This is a genomic window from Poseidonocella pacifica (genome assembly GCF_900111875.1).
GTDB lineage: Bacteria > Pseudomonadota > Alphaproteobacteria > Rhodobacterales > Rhodobacteraceae > Poseidonocella > Poseidonocella pacifica.
This window is the reverse complement of record NZ_FOJU01000008.1, coordinates 1-18,043: the sequence shown is the minus strand read 5'-3', so window position 1 is coordinate 18,043 and position 18,043 is coordinate 1. Positions and strand designations below refer to the sequence as shown.

20 protein-coding genes, 1 tRNA gene and 2 pseudogenes are annotated in these 18,043 nt (G+C 63.5%); 7 read left to right on the top strand and 16 right to left on the bottom strand.

Annotation, left to right across the window (positions count from 1 at the left end; all coding sequences use genetic code 11):
* Positions 1-31 precede the first annotated feature (31 nt).
* The 11 genes and pseudogenes from BM234_RS17780 to BM234_RS16440 form a co-directional block, all read right to left on the bottom strand.
* A pseudogene (locus tag BM234_RS17780) lies at positions 32-235 on the bottom strand (GntR family transcriptional regulator); the annotation flags it as partial.
* 70 nt (positions 236-305) lie between these two features.
* Entirely contained in the window at positions 306-1,076 is a 771-nt protein-coding gene (locus BM234_RS16485) for an SDR family NAD(P)-dependent oxidoreductase (RefSeq protein WP_217645994.1), read from the bottom strand.
* Entirely contained in the window at positions 1,060-2,040 is a 981-nt protein-coding gene (locus BM234_RS16480) for an NAD-dependent epimerase/dehydratase family protein (protein WP_092066885.1), read from the bottom strand. Before BM234_RS16480 ends, BM234_RS16485 begins: the two co-directional genes overlap by 17 nt.
* 1 nt (position 2,041) lies before the next feature.
* On the bottom strand, positions 2,042-3,019 hold the full coding sequence (locus BM234_RS16475; protein ID WP_245752720.1) for a LysR family transcriptional regulator: 978 nt from the start codon (positions 3,017-3,019) through the stop codon (positions 2,042-2,044).
* Complete coding sequence (locus BM234_RS16470) at positions 3,016-3,690, bottom strand: aspartate/glutamate racemase family protein (RefSeq protein WP_092066884.1); 675 nt, start codon at positions 3,688-3,690, stop codon at positions 3,016-3,018. Before BM234_RS16470 ends, BM234_RS16475 begins: the two co-directional genes overlap by 4 nt.
* Complete coding sequence (hydA, locus tag BM234_RS16465) at positions 3,687-5,144, bottom strand: dihydropyrimidinase (protein ID WP_092066883.1); 1,458 nt, start codon at positions 5,142-5,144, stop codon at positions 3,687-3,689. Before hydA ends, BM234_RS16470 begins: the two co-directional genes overlap by 4 nt.
* Before the next feature lie 6 nt (positions 5,145-5,150).
* Positions 5,151-6,077, bottom strand: a complete 927-nt coding sequence (locus BM234_RS16460; protein ID WP_092066882.1) for an N-carbamoyl-D-amino-acid hydrolase — start codon at positions 6,075-6,077, stop codon at positions 5,151-5,153.
* Positions 6,078-6,098: 21 nt separating this feature from the next.
* Complete coding sequence (locus BM234_RS16455; protein WP_092066881.1) at positions 6,099-6,770, bottom strand: amino acid ABC transporter permease; 672 nt, start codon at positions 6,768-6,770, stop codon at positions 6,099-6,101.
* A gap of 9 nt (positions 6,771-6,779) precedes the next feature.
* Positions 6,780-7,448: an amino acid ABC transporter permease gene (locus BM234_RS16450; protein WP_092066880.1), complete on the bottom strand. Its 669-nt coding sequence runs from the start codon at positions 7,446-7,448 to the stop codon at positions 6,780-6,782.
* Complete coding sequence (locus BM234_RS16445; protein WP_092066879.1) at positions 7,448-8,209, bottom strand: amino acid ABC transporter ATP-binding protein; 762 nt, start codon at positions 8,207-8,209, stop codon at positions 7,448-7,450. The genes BM234_RS16450 and BM234_RS16445 overlap by 1 nt, the downstream gene beginning before the upstream one ends.
* A 73-nt stretch (positions 8,210-8,282) precedes the next feature.
* On the bottom strand, positions 8,283-9,170 hold the full coding sequence (locus tag BM234_RS16440; protein WP_245752718.1) for a transporter substrate-binding domain-containing protein: 888 nt from the start codon (positions 9,168-9,170) through the stop codon (positions 8,283-8,285).
* A 432-nt stretch (positions 9,171-9,602) separates the two neighbouring features.
* On the opposite strand from BM234_RS16440, the gene BM234_RS16435 reads away from it, so the two are divergent.
* The gene (locus tag BM234_RS16435; protein WP_425439248.1) at positions 9,603-10,553 is read left to right on the top strand and encodes a 2-hydroxyacid dehydrogenase; all 951 of its coding nucleotides are present in this window, start codon (positions 9,603-9,605) and stop codon (positions 10,551-10,553) included.
* On the opposite strand, the gene BM234_RS16430 is transcribed toward BM234_RS16435, so the two are convergent.
* Positions 10,531-11,391, bottom strand: a complete 861-nt coding sequence (locus BM234_RS16430; protein ID WP_092066878.1) for a LysR substrate-binding domain-containing protein — start codon at positions 11,389-11,391, stop codon at positions 10,531-10,533. The two genes, BM234_RS16435 and BM234_RS16430, sit on opposite strands and share 23 nt — an antisense overlap.
* Positions 11,392-11,481: 90 nt before the next feature.
* On the opposite strand from BM234_RS16430, the gene BM234_RS16425 reads away from it, so the two are divergent.
* Both BM234_RS16425 and BM234_RS16420 read left to right on the top strand, forming a co-directional pair.
* Positions 11,482-11,895: a VOC family protein gene (locus BM234_RS16425; protein ID WP_092066877.1), complete on the top strand. Its 414-nt coding sequence runs from the start codon at positions 11,482-11,484 to the stop codon at positions 11,893-11,895.
* Between the two features lie 15 nt (positions 11,896-11,910).
* Positions 11,911-12,699: an SDR family oxidoreductase gene (locus tag BM234_RS16420; protein WP_092066876.1), complete on the top strand. Its 789-nt coding sequence runs from the start codon at positions 11,911-11,913 to the stop codon at positions 12,697-12,699.
* 24 nt (positions 12,700-12,723) lie between these two features.
* Here the strand turns inward: BM234_RS16420 and BM234_RS17525 are convergent, their stop codons facing one another.
* Entirely contained in the window at positions 12,724-13,047 is a 324-nt protein-coding gene (locus BM234_RS17525) for a DUF6635 family protein (RefSeq protein WP_175501306.1), read from the bottom strand.
* A 173-nt stretch (positions 13,048-13,220) separates the two neighbouring features.
* On the opposite strand from BM234_RS17525, the pseudogene BM234_RS16415 reads away from it, so the two are divergent.
* Positions 13,221-13,445 (top strand): annotated as a pseudogene (locus BM234_RS16415) (transposase); the annotation flags it as partial.
* Between the two features lie 48 nt (positions 13,446-13,493).
* Here BM234_RS16415 and BM234_RS17520 read toward each other — a convergent pair.
* The gene (locus BM234_RS17520; protein WP_175501305.1) at positions 13,494-13,712 is read right to left on the bottom strand and encodes a hypothetical protein; all 219 of its coding nucleotides are present in this window, start codon (positions 13,710-13,712) and stop codon (positions 13,494-13,496) included.
* Between the two features lie 360 nt (positions 13,713-14,072).
* A complete protein-coding gene (locus BM234_RS17775) occupies positions 14,073-14,258 on the bottom strand; it encodes a ribbon-helix-helix protein, CopG family (RefSeq protein ID WP_139226823.1) in 186 nt (61 codons plus the stop codon).
* A gap of 118 nt (positions 14,259-14,376) precedes the next feature.
* Between BM234_RS17775 and BM234_RS16405 the strand changes: the two genes are divergently transcribed.
* The 3 genes from BM234_RS16405 (at position 14,377) to BM234_RS16395 (ending at position 17,553) form a co-directional block, all read left to right on the top strand.
* Positions 14,377-14,919, top strand: a complete 543-nt coding sequence (locus BM234_RS16405; RefSeq protein WP_092066874.1) for a hypothetical protein — start codon at positions 14,377-14,379, stop codon at positions 14,917-14,919.
* 138 nt (positions 14,920-15,057) lie between these two features.
* Complete coding sequence (locus tag BM234_RS16400) at positions 15,058-15,930, top strand: hypothetical protein (RefSeq protein WP_092066873.1); 873 nt, start codon at positions 15,058-15,060, stop codon at positions 15,928-15,930.
* A gap of 360 nt (positions 15,931-16,290) precedes the next feature.
* Complete coding sequence (locus tag BM234_RS16395) at positions 16,291-17,553, top strand: recombinase family protein (RefSeq protein WP_245752717.1); 1,263 nt, start codon at positions 16,291-16,293, stop codon at positions 17,551-17,553.
* Between the two features lie 395 nt (positions 17,554-17,948).
* On the opposite strand, the gene BM234_RS16390 is transcribed toward BM234_RS16395, so the two are convergent.
* Positions 17,949-18,025 (bottom strand) — tRNA-Met (locus BM234_RS16390).
* Between the last annotated feature and the right edge of the window lie 18 nt (positions 18,026-18,043).

The following is an 18,043-nucleotide window of genomic DNA, read 5'->3' as shown; positions in this document are numbered from 1 at the left end:
CAACAACCTGACAATGCCCGACGGCGGCCCCCGTGTGGTGGCGCAGGTCCACCAGACCTTCGGTGGCCAATCGTTCCAACGACTGACGAATGATCGTGCGGCTGGCCCCGAACCGTTCGCCCAGCGAATCCACGGGCAGCTTCATCCCCGGCATCAACGCCCGTTCCAAAATCGCCGAACGCAACGACGCGCAGATCAGCTTGGACCGGTCTTTCTGCTTTGCGCTTCGTGCCATGCGGCGTCGCCCTTACCCATCGGTGCCAAACCGCAGAGTGGTATGGGCCTCGCACCAGCTCGACTGTGCCCTAGCCCGCCATCCACCCGCCATCGACCAACAGGTTATGCCCGGTGATATATGTCGTCGCCGGATCGCACAGGAAGGCCACCGCCCCGGCCACATCCGCCGGGCGGCCAAGGCGCGGCAACGGCGTGCGCGTTTGGGAATAGGCAAGTACATCATCGGCTACCGCCGGGCCGGTCTTGCCGGTCAAGATCTTGCCCGGTGACACAGCGTTGCAGATGATCCCCTCATCCGCGTGTTCCACGGCGACCTGTCGCATCATCTGCAACACCGCGGCCTTGGACACGCCATAGGAAAACGCGCCCGGCGCGGCGACCATGCCATGCTGCGAGCCGATCACCACGATGCGCCCGCGTTCGTCGTTTTCGGCTGTCTGATCCCGCATCTGCACCAGCGCGCCGGACAGGATGTTGAACATCCCATCCATGTTGACCGACATGACGCGGCGCCAAGCCTCGGGCGTGGTCTCGGGCAGGCTACCGCGTCCCGGCGTCATGGCCGAGGGCACCACGATGTCCAGCCGCCCGTGCTGTTGGCGGATGTCGGCGCACAGCTGCGCACAGGCCGCGTGGTCGCGCACATCCAGCTGGGCAAAGCACGAGGCGGGCGAGATCTGCGCGAGCGGTTCGGCCACCGGGGGGCCGCCTTCGACCACATCCGTGGTAATATCGCTGGCCCAGACGGTCGCACCCGCCTTTGCCAGACGCAGCGCGATGGCGCGGCCAATGCCGGACGACGCGCCTGTGACGAGGGCGCTTTTACCTTTCAGGGGCACGGGGGGTCTCCGGTTGGGTGGCACGCCAGCGGCGTTCATCGGCGGCGGCGTCCAGCATGGGGCGACTGCCCGCGATGCCGCTCAGCGCGTGAAGGGCAGCAATCGACATCGGGGGGCGGCGCGGATCGGACCGGGGCGCGATATCGGGGTGATCAGCGTCGATGATCGGCGCGGGCAAACCCATCGCCTGCGCCCAGTCGGTCAGCGCGAACACATGCCCGCCGCCGACGTTGAAAATGCACCCCTCTGCCGCCTCCATATGGGGCAGCACCGACGCGATCATCGCCGCCGCATCGCGCGAATAGACCCAATCGCCGCGCATATCATGGGCCATCCGCACCGGGAGACCCAACGCGGCAAGACGCTGAATTTCGCCCGTCGGCGACAGATCGGGGCGGGCCTCGCGCAGGCTTTCCCACGGGCCAAAGATCGCCCCCAATCGCAGCGTCGCAAGGCGCAGGCCCAAGATCGGCGCGATGCGCGCGCACAGAATCTCAGCCGCCTGTTTGGTTTCCCCATAAAGGCTATTCGGCGCGGCGTCGGTTTCGTACAACGCATCGGCACCGGGGGTGCCAAGGCTGCCATAGACCGAAATCGACGACAGCAGAACCATATCGCGCAGCCCTGCGTCGGCGGCGGCCTGCATTGCATTCAGCGCGCCCTGCACGTTGATTTCCGCGATGCGCAGGGGCTGGCTGCGGGTGGTTTCGGCGTTGGGCGTGATGGCGGCGGCGTGGATCAGTGCATCGCTGCCATGACTGCGCAATGCGGTGGTCAGCGCGCCCGCATCGCGTATGTCACAGGGGTGGAAATGCGTCCCCGCCAGCTCGGGGCGGGAGAAAAGCTGCGGATCGGGGGGCGCGATATCCAGCAGGATAACGCGGTCGCCCTGTGCGCGCAGAACCTCGGCAAGGGCAAGGCCGACAAAGCCCGCCCCGCCGGTGATGGCAATGGATCGGGGCATCTCAGGTCTCCGGTGACAGTGCGGATTCGGGGCGTTCAAGGCCGGGATAGTCAAGCGACGCCGACGCGCGGCGAATTTCGGCCATGAATATTTTCAGCAGGCCGGAATGGGGGATACCCCGGCGCGTGAACATCATGCAATGGATCGGGCAAGGCTGTGCCAAGGGGCGCCCCACCAACCGCTGCCCGCCCGCGTGTTCCGCCAGATAGGGGTGCGCCGACCACGGATCGACGATGCACACCCCCATGCCGTTGGCGGCCAGCGAGGCGGCGGTTTGGCAATAGCGGGTTTCAAGCTGCGGGTGATAGGTGACGCCCGCGTCCTCGAACGCCTGGGCGACCATGCGGCCAAGGTGGCTTTCCTGATCAATGCCGATGAAGCGTTCATGGGTCAGCGCGCCGACCTTGACCGTGGCGTCGCGCGCCAGCGGGTGATCATGCGGCAGCAGCGCGACCATCTGCCCGGTACGCAGGTCCTCGGAAGTGACGTTGGGCAGCCGCCCGTTGGTAAGGCCGACCCCCACGTCGGCCTGCCCGGTCTGCACCGCGCTTAGCACATTGCCAAGGCGGCGGACGTCAAAGCTGACCGTGACATCGGGGCGCGTGTCCAGAAACCCGCGCATCGCCTGCGGGATCAGCGAATAGCCCGGCGGCGGCGTCGAGATCACCCGCAGCCGCCCCACCCGCCCATTGCGCAGATCGCGCGCGCGCATCCCAAAGCTGCGCACGATACCGAACAGGGGGCGGATTTCTTCGTAAAGGCTACGCGCCTCAAGCGTGGGTTCCAGATGGCGGCCCGTGCGTTCAAACAGCGTCAGCCCCAGCTGGGTTTCCAACTGGCGCAACCCGGCGGACACGGCAGGTTGCGAAATCCCAAGGCTTTCTGCGGTGGCCACCGTGGTGCGCTGCCCCATCATCGCGGCGAAAATTTCGAGCAGCCGCATCGAGGTTTCTGGCAGCTTGTCGGCGCCGGTGGTCATGCTGCGGGGTCGAAATCAAAGTCTGGATCGCCCTGCAACGCCGCGACCGCCTGTGCCATCGCGGCGGACACCGGGTCCACCACCGCAAGGCGGGTGTCCGACTCAAGCCGCGCACGGATCAACGCCATTCCGGCGCACCCCAGCACGATGGCCCCCGCGCCCATATCGCCCAATTCCATTGCCCGTTCACGGATCAGCGCATAGACCGCAGGGTCGCGCATGCCGGATTCCGCAGAGGCCCCGTTCAGATGCAGCTCGCCCGCAAGACGCCCGTCGATCCCCATTATCCGCATGATGCGCAGATGGCGCGGGATCGACGCAGGACCCAGCGCGATGACGCCAAAACGGTCGGCGCGCCCCATGGCCGACAGCAATGCCGCCTCTTGGCACCCAATCGCGACGGGCCCGTCCGGCATGGCGCGCAGCAGCTCCAGTCCGGGGTCAGAAAAACACCCCGTAATCACCGCCCGCGCAGGCGTGGCGCGCGCCAGATCCAACAGGCCAAGCCCCGCCCGCGCCACGTGTTCATCGGTATAAATCGTCGCCGGACTATCGGGCAGATCCACCGACGACAAAGTCAGCCCAGCAGGCAGCATGGCGCGCGCGGTGGCATCCATCCCCCGCGTCACAGTGACCGACGAATTGGGGTTCACCAGCAGAATATCAATCATCCGCGCAGCTCCGCACCAAAGTTCTGCGCCGGGTCGAATTCCTTGACCATGGCACCAGGGCGCGCGCGCAGATCGACCGGCGCGCGGCCAAAAAATTGCCCCTGCCCTTCGCGCGCCACCAGCGTCCCCTTGTCGACCACCACCGCGCCGCGCGTCAGCACGGTTTCGGGGCGGCCCGTCAGGTCGTGACCGTCCAGAGGGGTGTAATCCATGTTGTCATGTTGATCGGCGAGGGTCACGGTATAGCGCGTCTCGGGGTCCCAGATGGCGATATCGGCGTCCATACCCGGCGCCAAACGGCCCTTGGTGGTGCAGCCAAAGACCTTGGCAGTGTTGGTGCTGCTCAGGCCGACAAACTGTTCCAGCGTGATGCGCCCGGCGACAACACCTTCGGAAAACAGCCAGGGCAAGCGCAGGGCGATGCCGGGCATTCCGTTGGCCAGCTTGGGATAGGGCACATCGAACCCGTTAACGAACTTGCCCGTCTCATCCGCGCGGTAAGGCGCGTGATCGGAATGAACCCCCACAAAGGTGCCCATGCGGATGTGATGCCACAGCGCGTCTTGCGTGGCCGCATCGCGCAGCGGCGGAGAGCAGATGTATTTCGCCCCCTCCATCCCCGGACGGTCCAGATCGTCACGGGTCAGCGAGAGGTATTGCGGGCAGGTTTCGGCAAACAGCTTGGCGCCGTTGAATTGCTCGCGCCGGATGATATCGGCACCACCTTCGGTCGAAACATGCACAACGAACAGCGTGGCATCCGCCAGCTTGGCCAGCTGCACCGCGCGGTTGATAGCCTCTTGCTCGGCCAGTTCGGGGCGCGAAATGGCATGATAGCGCGGCGCGGTCAGGCCACGGTCCGCCAGCTGGCGGTTCATCCATTTGACCATCTCGTTGTTTTCCGCATGGACCATGGTGATGGCGCCATGCTTGCGCGCAACAGTCAGGATATCCAACATGCCCCCGTCACCGATGTTCATCAGATCATAGGTCATAAAGACCTTGAAGCTGGTGATGCCACGGGCAAAGGCGCGGGGCAGTTCCTCGGCCAGCACCTTTTGCGTCGGGTCGGAGATGATCAGGTGGTAGGAATAGTCAATCACCGACCGCGCGCCGCGCGCATGATAGGTTTTCAGCACGTCATCGACGCTTTCGCCGCGCTGCTGGGCGGCAAAGGGGATAAAGGATGAGTTCCCCCCGAACGCGGCCGAAATCGACCCCGACAGGTAATCATCCGCCGTCATCACCCCGGATGAGCTTTCCTGCGCGATATGGGCGTGGGTTTCGATGCCACCGGGCATGACGACACGGCCCCCCGCATCAATGCGCCGCGTGCCGCCGGGCAGCTTTTCGGCCATGGCGGTGATGCGGCCATCGGTGATGCCGATGTCGCCGGTGGTGACGCCCTCGGTGGTGGCGATCAGCCCGTCATGAATGACAGTATCGAATGACATAGGGGGTTACTCCGGCAGCTTGACGCCCGTCTGGGTGGCGATGCGGCCATAATGTTCGATCCGGCGGTGGGCTGCAAAGTTGAAAACGGTGGATTTGCCAAAGGCGCATTTCGCAAAATCGGCCTCGGCGGTGATCAACTCGTCGCCTTCGGTTTCTGCCTTGGCGATGACGAACCCGTCGGGGTCAACGATGATCGTGCCGCCGATCATGTGGTTGCCGTCTTCCATCCCGCATTTCGCAACGGCCATAGCATAGGTGGAATTCTGATAGGCCCCGGCGCAGATCGACAATTCGTGATGATACAGCCGCTGTTCCAGCCCCTCGGATTTCGACAGGTTGTTCTGCGACGGCGTGTTGTAGCCGATGCACACCAGTTCAACCCCTTGCAGGCCCAACTCGCGCCATGCCTCGGGCCAGCGGCGGTCGTTACAAATCGCCAGACCCATCAGCACGTCCTGGCTGCGGGTGACATTGAACCCAAGGTCTCCGGGCAGGAAATAGCGCTTTTCAAGATGCTGGTGCGTGCGTTCGGGTTCGTATTCCGCATGACCCGGCAGGTGGATCTTGCGGTATTTCAGCGTGATCGCGCCATCGGGGGATACGATGATGGCAGTGTTGTAATGGTCGCCCTCGGGGGTCAGTTCGCAATACCCAAAGGTCATGCCCATGCCATAGGCCTTGGCCGCGTCGAACAGCGGCTGCGTCGCGGGGCCGGGCATTTGCGTTTCAAACCAATGGTCGAATTCGGCGCGGTCCTCGACGTAAAAGCGCGGAAAGAACGTGGTCAGGCACATTTCGGGAAAGGCGATAAAGCCCGCGCCCTTGTCATGCGCCTGCGCCATCAGCGCCAGCATCCGGGCCACCACCGCATCGCGGGATTCTGCCTTTTGAATGCCACCCATCTGTGCGGCCGCAAGGATCATTTTTGTCATCGTATCAATCTCTTCCAGAATTTAGCTGCTGATCGAAAGGCCGCGCTGAAAGCGTGAGATCACGCGCACCAGCGGCCACAAAACAACTAGGTACATCAGGGCCGCCATCACCAGCGGCGAGGAATTATAGGTCACAGCGCGGGCCATGTTGGCGCTGTACAAAAGCTCGGTCAGGGACACGACCGAGGCGATCGAGGTCAGCTTGACGATCTCGACCACGTTGGACAGCAGGTCGGGCAGCACGTTGCGCACCGCTTGGGGCAGGATCACAAAGGCTTGGGTTTGCGCGGGGCTAAGGCCGGAGGCACGGGCGGCTTCGGTCTGGCCGCGCGAGACGGATTTGATGCCGCTGCGAAAGATCTCGGCGAAGTAGGCGGAATTGTTCAGCAAAAACGCGATGCACACGGCGACGAACGGCGGCACGCGGATGCCGATGAACGGCAACCCCGCATAGATCAGGATCAACAGGATCAGCGGCGGGATGGCGCGAAAGAAATCGATGAACAGGAACGCGGGCAAGCGCACGGCGGCATTTTTCGACGAGGCCAGCAGCCCCAGCGTCAGTCCCCCCGAAATGCCCAGAACGATCACCACGGCGCAGAGCTGCAGCGTGACCCACGCCCCCTTGAGCAGCAGCGGCGCGGCCTGTCGCATGATGTCGATGTTGAAAAAGGCGTTGATGATGGTGTCCATGTCGGTCCCTCAGTGGTCGTATTGGAACCGGTTTTCGACGTAGCGTGACAGCAACATCGCCGGAAAGAAGATGATCAGATAGGCGATCGCCGCCATGGTCAGCGGCGTGGCCGACCCCGAAAACGCCTGCGCCGAGCCTGCGACCGACACGATTTCCTTGACGCCAATGACCGAGCCATAGGCGGTCATCTTGGAAATGGTCAGCGATCGGTTCACCAGCTGCGGAATGTTGGTGCGCACCGCTTGGGGAAAGATCACGTTGACCAGCACTTGGTTGAACGACAGGCCCGTGGCGGCACCCGCCTCCCACTGGCCACGCGGCAGAGAGGTGAGCGTCGCCCAGAAGATTTCTTCGACAAACGCCGCCAACACCAGCGTCAGCACCAGATAGAGCACAAACCAATCCGACAGGATCACCCCCAGCGAGGGCAGCCCAAAGAACAGGATCAGCATCAACACCAGCGGCGGCAGCGCGCGCATCAGGTCCGCGAACAACACGATGGGCCACGCCAGCCAGCGTTTCTGATAGGCCCGCAGCCCGGCCAGAAACGCCCCAAGCGCCAGCCCCGAAATCACCACCAGCACTGAAATCCAGATGGTGACCCAGACCGCGCGGATCATCTGCGGCATATAGGTCGCGATGATGTCGGGGTTCAAAAAGACATTGCCGAAATCCATCAGGCGGCCTCGCCCGATACACGCGACAGGAACGCGCGCAGGCGTTCGGATCTGGGATTGCCGAAAATTTCCGACGGGGTGCCCTGTTCGACGATCACGCCGCCATCCATGAACACCACGCGGTCGGCGGCCTCACGGGCGAATTGCATCTCGTGGCTGACGACGATCATGGTCATGCCGCCCTCGCGCAGATCGCGCATCACCTTGAGCACCGATCCCACCAATTCCGGGTCCAGCGCCGAGGTCGGTTCATCGAACAGCATCACCTTGGGGTCCAGCGCAAGGGCGCGTGCGATGGCGACGCGCTGTTGCTGCCCGCCGGACAGCTCGCCGGGCATGGCGCTGGCCTTGTGCTTCAGCCCGACCTTGTCGAGCATCTCCAGCGCGCGCGCGTCAGCCTCGGCCGCGGGGCGCTTGAGCGCCTTGCGCTGTGCCAGTGTCACGTTTTTCAGCACGGACAAATGCGGGTAAAGAAAGAACCCCTGAAACACCATGCCCACCTGCAGCCGCATCCGGTCCAGATCGCGGCGGGTGATGCCCAGCATCGGCTTGCCGTTGACATGGATCGCACCCGAGGTGGGTTCCTCTAGCCGGTTGCAACACCGCAGCATGGTGGATTTGCCAGACCCGGACGGCCCGATCACGAACACCAGCTCGCCATTGGCGACCTTGAGGTCGATGGACCGCAGCACCTGCGTGTCTCCGAAGCGCTTTTCAAGCGCGGTGATTTCAAGCGTGGGAAGAGGCTGGGGTGCCGACATGTGCAAAAAGCCTGAGGGTGTTTAGGGGGTGGCCGGGGATTGCGCCCCGGCCCGTAAGATCACGCGATGCGGATCAACCGAAGTCGCAGGATGCCTCGTGCTCGTCGGGCTGGTAGCCCTCAAAACCCGGAGTGCCGTAACCTGCCGACGGGGTCACGATCAGCTCGCCCTCTTCGGGTGTGATGCCGAACCACTTTTCCGACAGCGCGGCCATGGTGCCGTCGATCTTGAGGCATTCCAGCGCGGAGTCGAACAGGTTGCGCGTGGCGTAATCTTCGCGGCGGAAGGGCAGTGCCCAGGACAGGCCGGTGTTGATCTGGAACGCGAATTCCAGGTTCGGGTTCATCTTGCCGGCCCATGCGGTGGCGGTCATGCCCGCCATGCTGGCATCGGCGCGGCCCGAGGTGACGGCCTCAAGCGCGTCGGACGAGGTGCCAAAGGTCAGGACGGTCATGTCCATTTCCTCGGCGCGTTCGGTCAGCCATGTCTCGTACAGCGAGCCCTTGTTGGCGGTGACGGTCTTGCCACGCAGGTCCTCGACGCTGGCGATGCCCGAACCCGGCTTGGCCGCGAAACCAAAGTTAGTTTCCATGAACCCTTCGGTGAACAGCAGCGTCTTGGACCGCTCTTCGGTCACGGTCGTGGGCGCGGCGATGTAGTCAAACGTTTCCGAATGCAGCGCGGGGAACAGGCCGGTGTACTGACCGGCAATGATTTCGATCTCGACGCCCAGCTTTTCGGCCATGGCCGAGGCGATATCGACGTTGAAACCCTGAATGCCGCCATCAAGCGAGGGGAAGGCGTGGGGCGCGAAGGTGCCGTCGATGCCAGCTTTGTAGGCGTCCTTGATGGGCGCGACTTCGGCGGGGGGCTCGCCCTCGGCATGGGCGGCAGTGGTGGCAACCAGGGCGGCGATAGCACCGAGGGATGCGAGTTTGCAGGACATAGGCTTGAAGGACATTTGGGGAGGTCTCCTGTTGGTTCGCGCATTGTCAGCATGCGCTGTGCCGCCAAAGTCGGGGGGGCACGCAGAATACTCCAGATAAAACAGGATTATCTGTGAATTAGATATATAATCAAAGGTTATACTATAGAAATTCAGATAGGTTGTGCACAGGGTCCGATTGCCAGCTATGCCATTGTAAATAAGCCTTTAAATAACCCCCCCGCCTCGCGGAAAAATCACCCACACAACGCCCCGGTTTCGCGGACGCAGCCCCAAACAGCTGCATAATGTTTAGGCAAATTCGGGAATGACCCCCACCAAACCCGCGCATTCGCCGCCGTTTCGGGCCAATGTGACGCGCTGGCGGGGCGCTGGATTTGATGAATCCCAGCTGCTTGTGGAATAGCCCACCTATCGCAAAACATCGCAATTTTCAGGAACCTGCCCGTGACCCCCGCCAAATCCGACACCCCCCTTCAAATCCTGATCTCTGCCCCCGACGATGCGGTGGCACAGTTTCAGCCCGCAATTGCCAAGGCCCTGACCGCTGCCGGGGTGACCTCCCATATCGCCCCCGATCTGGCCCCCGAAAACGTGGATTACATAGTTTTCGCCCCGAACGGCATGATCGCCGATTTCACCCCGTTCACACGCGCGCGCGCCGCGCTGTCGCTTTGGGCCGGGGTCGATAAGGTGCTGGACAACCCCACGCTGACCCTGCCGTTGGCGCGCATGGTCGATCCCGGTCAGCGCGAAGGGATGATTGAATACGTCACCGCCCATGTGCTGCGCCATCATATCGAGATGGATCGATACATCATGACATCGCAGGGCTGGGACCAGATTGCGCCGCCGCTGGCGCGGGACCGCAAGGTGACCGTTCTGGGGGTGGGCGAGTTGGGCGGGGCCTGCGCAAGCGCCCTTGGTGCGCTGAATTTCAACACCCACGGGTGGAGCCGCCGCCCCCGCACCGTGCCCGGCGTCACGACGCATACCGGCGATGCCGGTCTGGATGATGCGCTGTCGGGGGCTGATATCGTGGTGTGCCTGTTGCCGACAACGCCGCAAACCGAAAATGTGCTCAACGCAACGACGCTGGCGTTGTTGGCGCCCGGCGCGGTGGTGATCAATCCGGGCCGAGGGTCATTGATCGACGATGCCGCGCTGATTGCGGCACTGGACAGCGGCGCGCTGGGGCATGCCACACTGGATACGTTCCGTGTTGAACCCCTGCCCGAGGATCACGCGTTTCGCGACCACCCCAAGGTGACGGTCAGCCCGCATGTGGCATCATTGGTGCGCACCGATACCAGCGCCGCCGTGATCGCGAAAAACATCTGCCGAGGCGAGGCGGGCGAGCCGTTTCAGCATCTTGTCAATCGGCAAGCTGGGTACTGATCAAGCTATCCACGATCAAGCGGCGCGCGGCGGATCGGTCGGGCGTCGTGCGCGTCAGCAGCACCAATCGACGTTGATACGCCGCGCCACCCGGCAAGGCCTGCGCGCCTTTCAGGCCGGCCCAATCGGGCACCAGCGACGCGCCAATCCCGCTGGCCACAAGGTCCGAGATCACCTCAAGCCCGTCCAGCGCGCACAGCACATGCGGCACTATCCCACGATCCGCCAGATAGCGCGCCGCGATCTGCCCGCCCCAGCTTGTGGGGTCATAAGCGATCAGCGGCAGGTCGGCGAATGCGGCCTCAGCGGTCCGCGCGGGGTGGTCGGCGGGCACAAGCAACCGCAACGGTTCGGTACGCAGGGCGTGCTGTTGCAACCCGAATGGCGTCGGAAACGGTGGCGCCACGATCAGCGCCGCGTGCAGGTCTTCGGTCAGCACCGCATCGTACAGCGCCGACGACGAGCCCGGCGTGATCTGCAATTCCAATTGGGGCGCACGGCGGCGCAGATCCATCAACACCCCCGGCACAGCCGCCGTCAACAAGGTTGAAATCGCCCCCAGCCGAAACACCCCCTGCGCCACATCCGCATCTGCACTGCGCTGCAGATCATGCGCCAAGCTGACGATGCGCCGCATCGCGGGCAGCAGATCGCGCGCCGCAGCCGAGGGCGCAGACGCGTTCGCCCGCCGATCCAACAGCACCTGCCCCAGTTGGCGTTCCAACACCTGTATCCGCTGGCTGACCGCCGCCGGGGTCAACGCCTGCGCCTGCGCCGCCGCCACGATGGACCCATGATCGACCACCGCCAGCAGGCTTTCCAGAAATCGCGTATCCAATAGATTTTCTTTCTCTCAGCGGAAAATGATTTTGGCTTTCCTTTTTCTGCCAATTGGCTACCCCAAGGCAACCTTATACCGGAGATCCCGATGAAATCTGTTTTTCACCTCGCCCTGCATGTCACCGACCTTGACGAAACCCGCCAGTTCTATGGTGATGTGCTGGGCTGTGCCGAGGGGCGGTCGACCGACACCTGGGTCGATTTCGACTTTTTCGGCCACCAATTGTCGATGCATCTGGGCAAGCCATTTGAAACCACCCGCACCGGCAAGGTTGGCGATCAGATGGTGATGATGCCGCATATGGGCGCGGTGCTTGGGCTGGACGATTGGAAGGCGCTGGCCGCACGGCTACAGGAAAACGGCACCGCGTTTGACATCCCCCCCGTCATCCGCTTCGAAGGCGAGCCAGGCGAACAGCGCACCATGTTCTTCTTTGATCCCTCGGGCAACCCTATCGAAATCAAGGGCTTTGCCGACACCAGCGGCATCTTTGCAAGCTGATACCGGAGACGTCAGATGGATCTGGGATTGAAAGACCGCCGCGCGCTGGTGCTGGCCTCATCGCGCGGCCTTGGGCGCGGCATTGCCGAGGCGCTTGCCGCCGAGGGCGCGCGCGTCATGCTGACCGGTCGGGATGAGGCCGCGCTGAAAGACACCGCCGCGCAGATCAACGCGCGCGGCGCAGGGCAGGCCGATTGGGTGACGGTCGATCTGGCCGGCCCCGATTTCGCCGCCAAACTGGCGGATCACGCCCGCGCGCAGATGGGCGGCGTCGATATTCTGGTCAACAACACGGGTGGGCCAAAGCCGGGCGCGGCGCGCGACATTGATGTCGCGGTGCTGATGGCGCAGGCGCAGGCGATGGTTGCGTCTGTGATTGATCTGACGGGGCGGCTGATCCCGGACATGTGCGCGCAAGGCTGGGGGCGGGTGCTGACCGTGGCCTCATCCGGTATCGAACAACCCATCCCAAACCTCGCGCTGTCCAACACGCTGCGCGGTGCGCTGGCGGGCTGGAACAAGACACTGGCGAGCGAGGTCGCAGGCGACGGTGTGACCTGCAACATGTTGCTTCCGGGGCGCGTTCAAACCAATCGCGTCGATCAGCTGGATAGCGCGGCTGCCGAAAAGCAGGGCAAGCCGCTGGATGACGTGCGCGCGGCGTCGCGCAGGTCGATCCCGGCCAAACGCTATGGTAAGATCGAGGAATTCGGCGCGGTCGGCGCGTTCCTGTGCAGCGATCCGGCGGGCTATGTCACCGGGTCGATGGTGCGCTGCGACGGCGGGATGATCCGCAGCGTCTGACGACCTAAGGCACGGCGCGGGCGATCAGGACCGAAAGAACCGCACAAGGCTGATGCCTGCGTCGGTCAGATCCCCCACGCGGGCAAGGATATGTTCGGGGGCAAGGCCAGCGGCCTGCCCCTCGGCCACGCCGATGCGGTCAAGCAGTCGCAACAGCCGCCGCCGATGGATGCCCAGAAGCGCCTGCACCGGGCCCGCGACACCGCCCGCAAAGGTGGTGATGACCGACGGCACCATCGCCAGCCCCACCCCCGTCAGCACCACGAACCACGAACCACGAACCACGAACCACGAACCACGAACCACGAACCACGAACCACGAACCACGAACCACGAACCACGAACCACGATGGCAGGCGCTCCGGGGGCGCGCCATACCAAAGACTGCCCAAGCCCGCCGCAAGCGGGAAATCGGCAACCGCCACGCTGCCCCCGATAAAGGACGACACCGCAGTCGCCAGCGACACAGCTTCTGGTGTGGCTGGGCGTTGTTGCAGACCTCTGACTGCGGCTGATTCACAATGGGGATCCGTGCGGTTAGCGGGCTTGCATGGAGCAAGCCTCCTCCCACCCGCGACCGCACTACGAACGGGTCCAGCTACACTGCTGCGCCGCGCAAGCGCGATTCGATGTTGATCTGGATCGACAGAGACATGGCTTGGCTGGCGCCGCACGAAGGCCGCCGTGGCCGCCCTCCCGTCTTCTCGGATGCTGCCATCCAGTTCTGCCTCTCCGTTAAAGCGCTGTGTCAATCGGCGTCCAATATTGGGTCTGACTCAATTTCTGTGGCGACTTCATGCCGAATGTTGGAGGCGTGCGAGGAGGAGTTCGATACCGACGGCAGCCGCGAGATCGACATGCGAGAGATCGCCGCCGCTCCGGCCGTCATGCAAGACGAACCTGTGCATCAGGTCAGGCGCCATTCCCTTGAAGCGCAGCACGATGGGGTAAGCCGCGGTGACCTGCTCTCCGGAAGACGGAACGGGCTTGACAATCTCTGTATTTGCGGGCATTCTGGACCTCGGTGATCTCTTGACCTCTCGAGTCTCCGGGATCCCGGCGAAAATCCCGACACAAAATTTATACGGATTTTCAACGAACTTACTCATTAGGTATATTGCAGCCCCGGGGTGCCCCCGCATCTTCAACATACCCGTTCGCGAGGGGGATACCCCCTTCGATCCCCTCCTCGTCAGTTTGTTCTCGGCCTGCGCCTCGACAAACTCCCTGCGGCCAGCAGCCTGCTGGACCCGGGTTATCCGGGCTAGAATCTCATATCGCTTTTCGGTTTTCGCTCAGGAGACCTAGTGCCGTGAACCCTGATCTCGGCTCGGAAATCCGGAAGACCTGCTCGCTGTCCCTATCCTGACCGACTACTGCTTCGCAGCATCATCGGTCATGGAGAGCCACTGTACGAGTGCCCTCCTAATCATCTCGGGGCGAGTTGGTACATCTACCTCTCGGCGCCGCCGGTCATCGATCGCTTCTATCATTTCTCGAGGCAGCCGAAGGTTCACTGCCTCAGAATCAACGCTCGGTCGTCCTCGCTTTTTTTCCATATCCCGAATCTTTTTTCTTGATTTTCGGTTTTTTGGTGCCATATAATTCGGACATGAGCAAGGGCTCGTACCCCCTCGCTCATGCCCTAACCATACTGATCTCGGCTAGGAGACCCTCATGGCTACCATCATCGCTACCACGCCGCTTGGCGTGACGGAAGCATCGCGCGACCTGTTTTCGCACAGCACTATCTCGCGCCGGTTCACGCAATTGAACATCGCGCTCTCGAAATACATCGAGTTCGAACGGGATCTGGAGGCGGCTGACTGCTTCGACCTCGCGTTCCAGGCTTGGACCGCCGACGCCGAGATGGCGCGGAAAGACGTGTTGCACGCGACGGACGCAATCACCGCGTCACCGCTCGAGCGTCTCGAGGACCGGCCTCTGAAGTGTTCGGCCCAGCTCACGCGGGCACTGATCGTGAGCGACAACGAGGTTGAGTTCGCCGCGCTCCATCGCTTGCTCGACAGCTTCGCTCCGCTCTTCGCCTGCTGCGCTTCCGGCGCCGTGGGGGCGCGCGTTCAACAGATGCTGGAGACCTGCCACTCCCACCTCGACGCCATTGCCGATCTTGGCGAATTCAATGACCCGGTCGCGGCCTCGGCCGAGCCGCGTTCCGTTGCCGAACCGGATATGCTGATCGCGACCTGCGTGATCTGATCTCCCCACCTTTCAGTTGACCAGCCGGCGCGCGATCCGCGCCGGGCGGGTCCCCCGTGTCTACTCACACATTACGTGTGCCGCCCACCGCGCCCTCACGGACAGCGGGCTGGCCACGCTCTGCCCGGAGGCTCTCTCATGACCCAACCTGACCACAACATCCCCCCGGCCGTGCCGCTTGCCGTGACGACGCCGATCCCTGCGCATTGGCGGCAGATGGCACGCGACAAGGGGTTTCGGCTTACGCGCCGTGGTGCGGATCGGTATCAGATCATGCTCGAGTGCGACCGCTGCGGCAGGGAGCATCGCAGCATGCGCAACGTGCTGATGGACCACGTCCCGCTTTGCCCGCATTGCGTCGAAGATCGCTGGCGGAAAGACGCCGCCACCGCGGGCCTCGAATGGCTGCGCCGTGACCCCGACCACCACCGGCACGGGTTCTACCGTGCGGGCTGTGGACACACCATCCGCCGGCAGTTCGGACGTGTCCGGCAGATCGCGCGCGGTGAACACGCACTGCGCTGCGAGACCTGCCAGCGGCAGAGGGAAGAGGCCGAAGCCTGCGCCGCAGGCTGGAAGCTGATCGGCCCCGCGGTCGACCGCGGCCCGAACTATCGCCTCTATCGCCACAGCTGTGGCCATGAACAGGAACTCGCACGGACCAACATGCAATCCGAGCGGTTCTGCTGCGGGCGCTGCGGCGTGGGCTGGGCGACCGCTCCGAGCTTTCTCTATTGCATGCGGTTCGGACTTCCGAACGCGCAGCAGATGGTCATCATCGCCCACGGGCATGCGCATTGGCAGGGGCTCCGAGGACCAGGTGGCGCAAAACCAAATCGCAAACGTCGGGCAAAGGTCGCCCCATCCTGCGTCAAAGGGGCCCGCGCCTGCCGCTATATCGAGAACTCCCTCCAGGTAATGTTTTGCCAAACCGAGCCCGCATGCTGCCGGAGTGTCCAATCTCGCCACCGCGCTGGCCCCGCATGTCTCGCCCCGCAGTTTTCCACATAAACCCGACCAAACGCCCCTCGGCACCCTCTCTCGGCAGGCGACCATGCCCGTGCGCCCGCGATATGATGATGACAACAGCAGCCGGGGCAGCTCCCGGACAGATCATCACCATTTTGCACCTCCCGCAGCACTTACCGGCGGGGGAACGGGAGAACTCGGCCAGTGGCACGGGACCGGACAAGACAAGCAAACCCAGAGGAGACGCCATCCGCGGCGGCGCCCCTGGACCCTACGTCGTCTCGTCCCGTCGTTTGCGAACCGCCAAAGCCGTTCCATCCCGCGCTGCGCCATCTCGTCCGTTTGCTCGCACAGCAGGCCGTGCGCAACGAGATCGCAGCCTCCGATCCAAAGGAGTAAGCCATGACACCAGATGCACCTGTCCGCGCCGCGATCTACGCGCGGTACTCGAGCGACCTGCAATCTGCCGCATCGATCACGGACCAGGTCCGCGTGTGCCGGTCGCTTTGCGCCGATCGCGGCTGGCGAGTGGTGGAGGTCTTCACCGATGAGGCAATGAGCGGCGCCTCGCACCTGCGGCCCGGTTTCCAGACAATGCAGCAGGCCGCGATGAACGGCCAGTTCGACATCATTGTCGCAGAGGCGCTCGACCGGCTGTCGCGCGATCCGGAACATATTGCAGCCCTGCACAAACGCATGAGCTTCCTCGAAGTTTCGATCTTGACCAAGGCAGAGGGCGAGATCAACGAGATGCACATCGGCCTCGGCGGTACGATGTCTGCCCTCTTTCTCAAGCAACTAGCCCAGAAGACACATCGCGGTCTGGAAGGTCGCGTCCGTGATGGGAAGTCGGCGGGCGGCATCAGCTACGGCTATCGCGCGGTGAGAGCACTTCGCACCGACGGCACGGTGACCACTGGGGAACGCGAGATCGTCGAGAACGAGGCCGCCACGGTTCGGCGCATCTTTGAAGGCTATGCCGCCGGTTTGTCTGCGCGCGCGCTCGCCGCTGAACTGAATACGGAGGGCATCTGCAGCCCCGCGAACGGCAAAAATGCCGGGACCTGGGGCCCATCCACTATCTCGGGCAACTGGAAGCGCGGAACCGGTATCCTGAACAACGAGGCCTACATCGGTCTCTTGGTCTGGAACCGGCAGCGGTTCGTCAAGGATCCCGCGACCGGCAAGCGGCAGGCGAGACTGAACCCACCAGAGAAGTGGGTGATCAGGCAGGTCGAGCACCTCCGGATCATCGACGACGATCTTTGGCAACTGGTGAAGGACAGGCAGGGAGCGATCCGCGAGGAAATGAACCCCGCAGGGGTTCAGGACGGTGGACTTCGCCCCGAGCGGGCACGCCGCCCGACCTACCTGCTCTCAGGACTGATCAAATGCGGATGCTGCGGGGGCCACCTACACACTTATCAACAAGACCCGGTATGGGTGCTCTGCGGTACGCAACAAGGGAACCGCCATCTGCACCAACCGAGCCACCATCCCCCGCGACGCCGTCGAAGAGCGGGTCCTGGCCGGTCTTCGGGAACGCCTGCTCCACCCTGCCTTCCTCGACGCCTTCATCGAGGAATACCGCACGGCCTGGAACGCGGCGCAAGCCGACACGCAGGCCGCGCGCGCAAAGGCGGAGCAGGAGCTCGCCCAGGTTGAGAAGAAGATCGCCGGTCTCCTTTCGGCCATCGAGGACGGCATGTATCACCCCTCGATTAAGGAGAAGATGGCGGTGCTCGAGGATCGCAAGCGGAGCCTCGCAACCCAGGTCGCGGAGGCGCCAGAGCCGGCCGTCCTGCGGATGCTCCCGAGCCTCGGCGATCTCTACCGCCAGAAGATCGGCGATCTGGTCACTGCCCTGTCAGACCCCGCAGTTCGGGGCCAGGCCGCCGAGGCGATGCGCAGTCTGATCTCCGAGATCCGGATGGCTCCAGCAGCGGACGCGCCCGATGGGCACCGGATCGAGCTCAGCGGTGATCTGGCGGGTATTCTGGCCTTGGGAGAAGCGGATACGACAAAGCCCCCGCGGATGGCGAGGGCTTTGTCGGAAACGATGGTTGCGGGAGTAGGATTTGAACCTACGACCTTCAGGTTATGAGCCTGACGAGCTACCGGACTGCTCCATCCCGCGCCAATTGGCCCTGCGGAT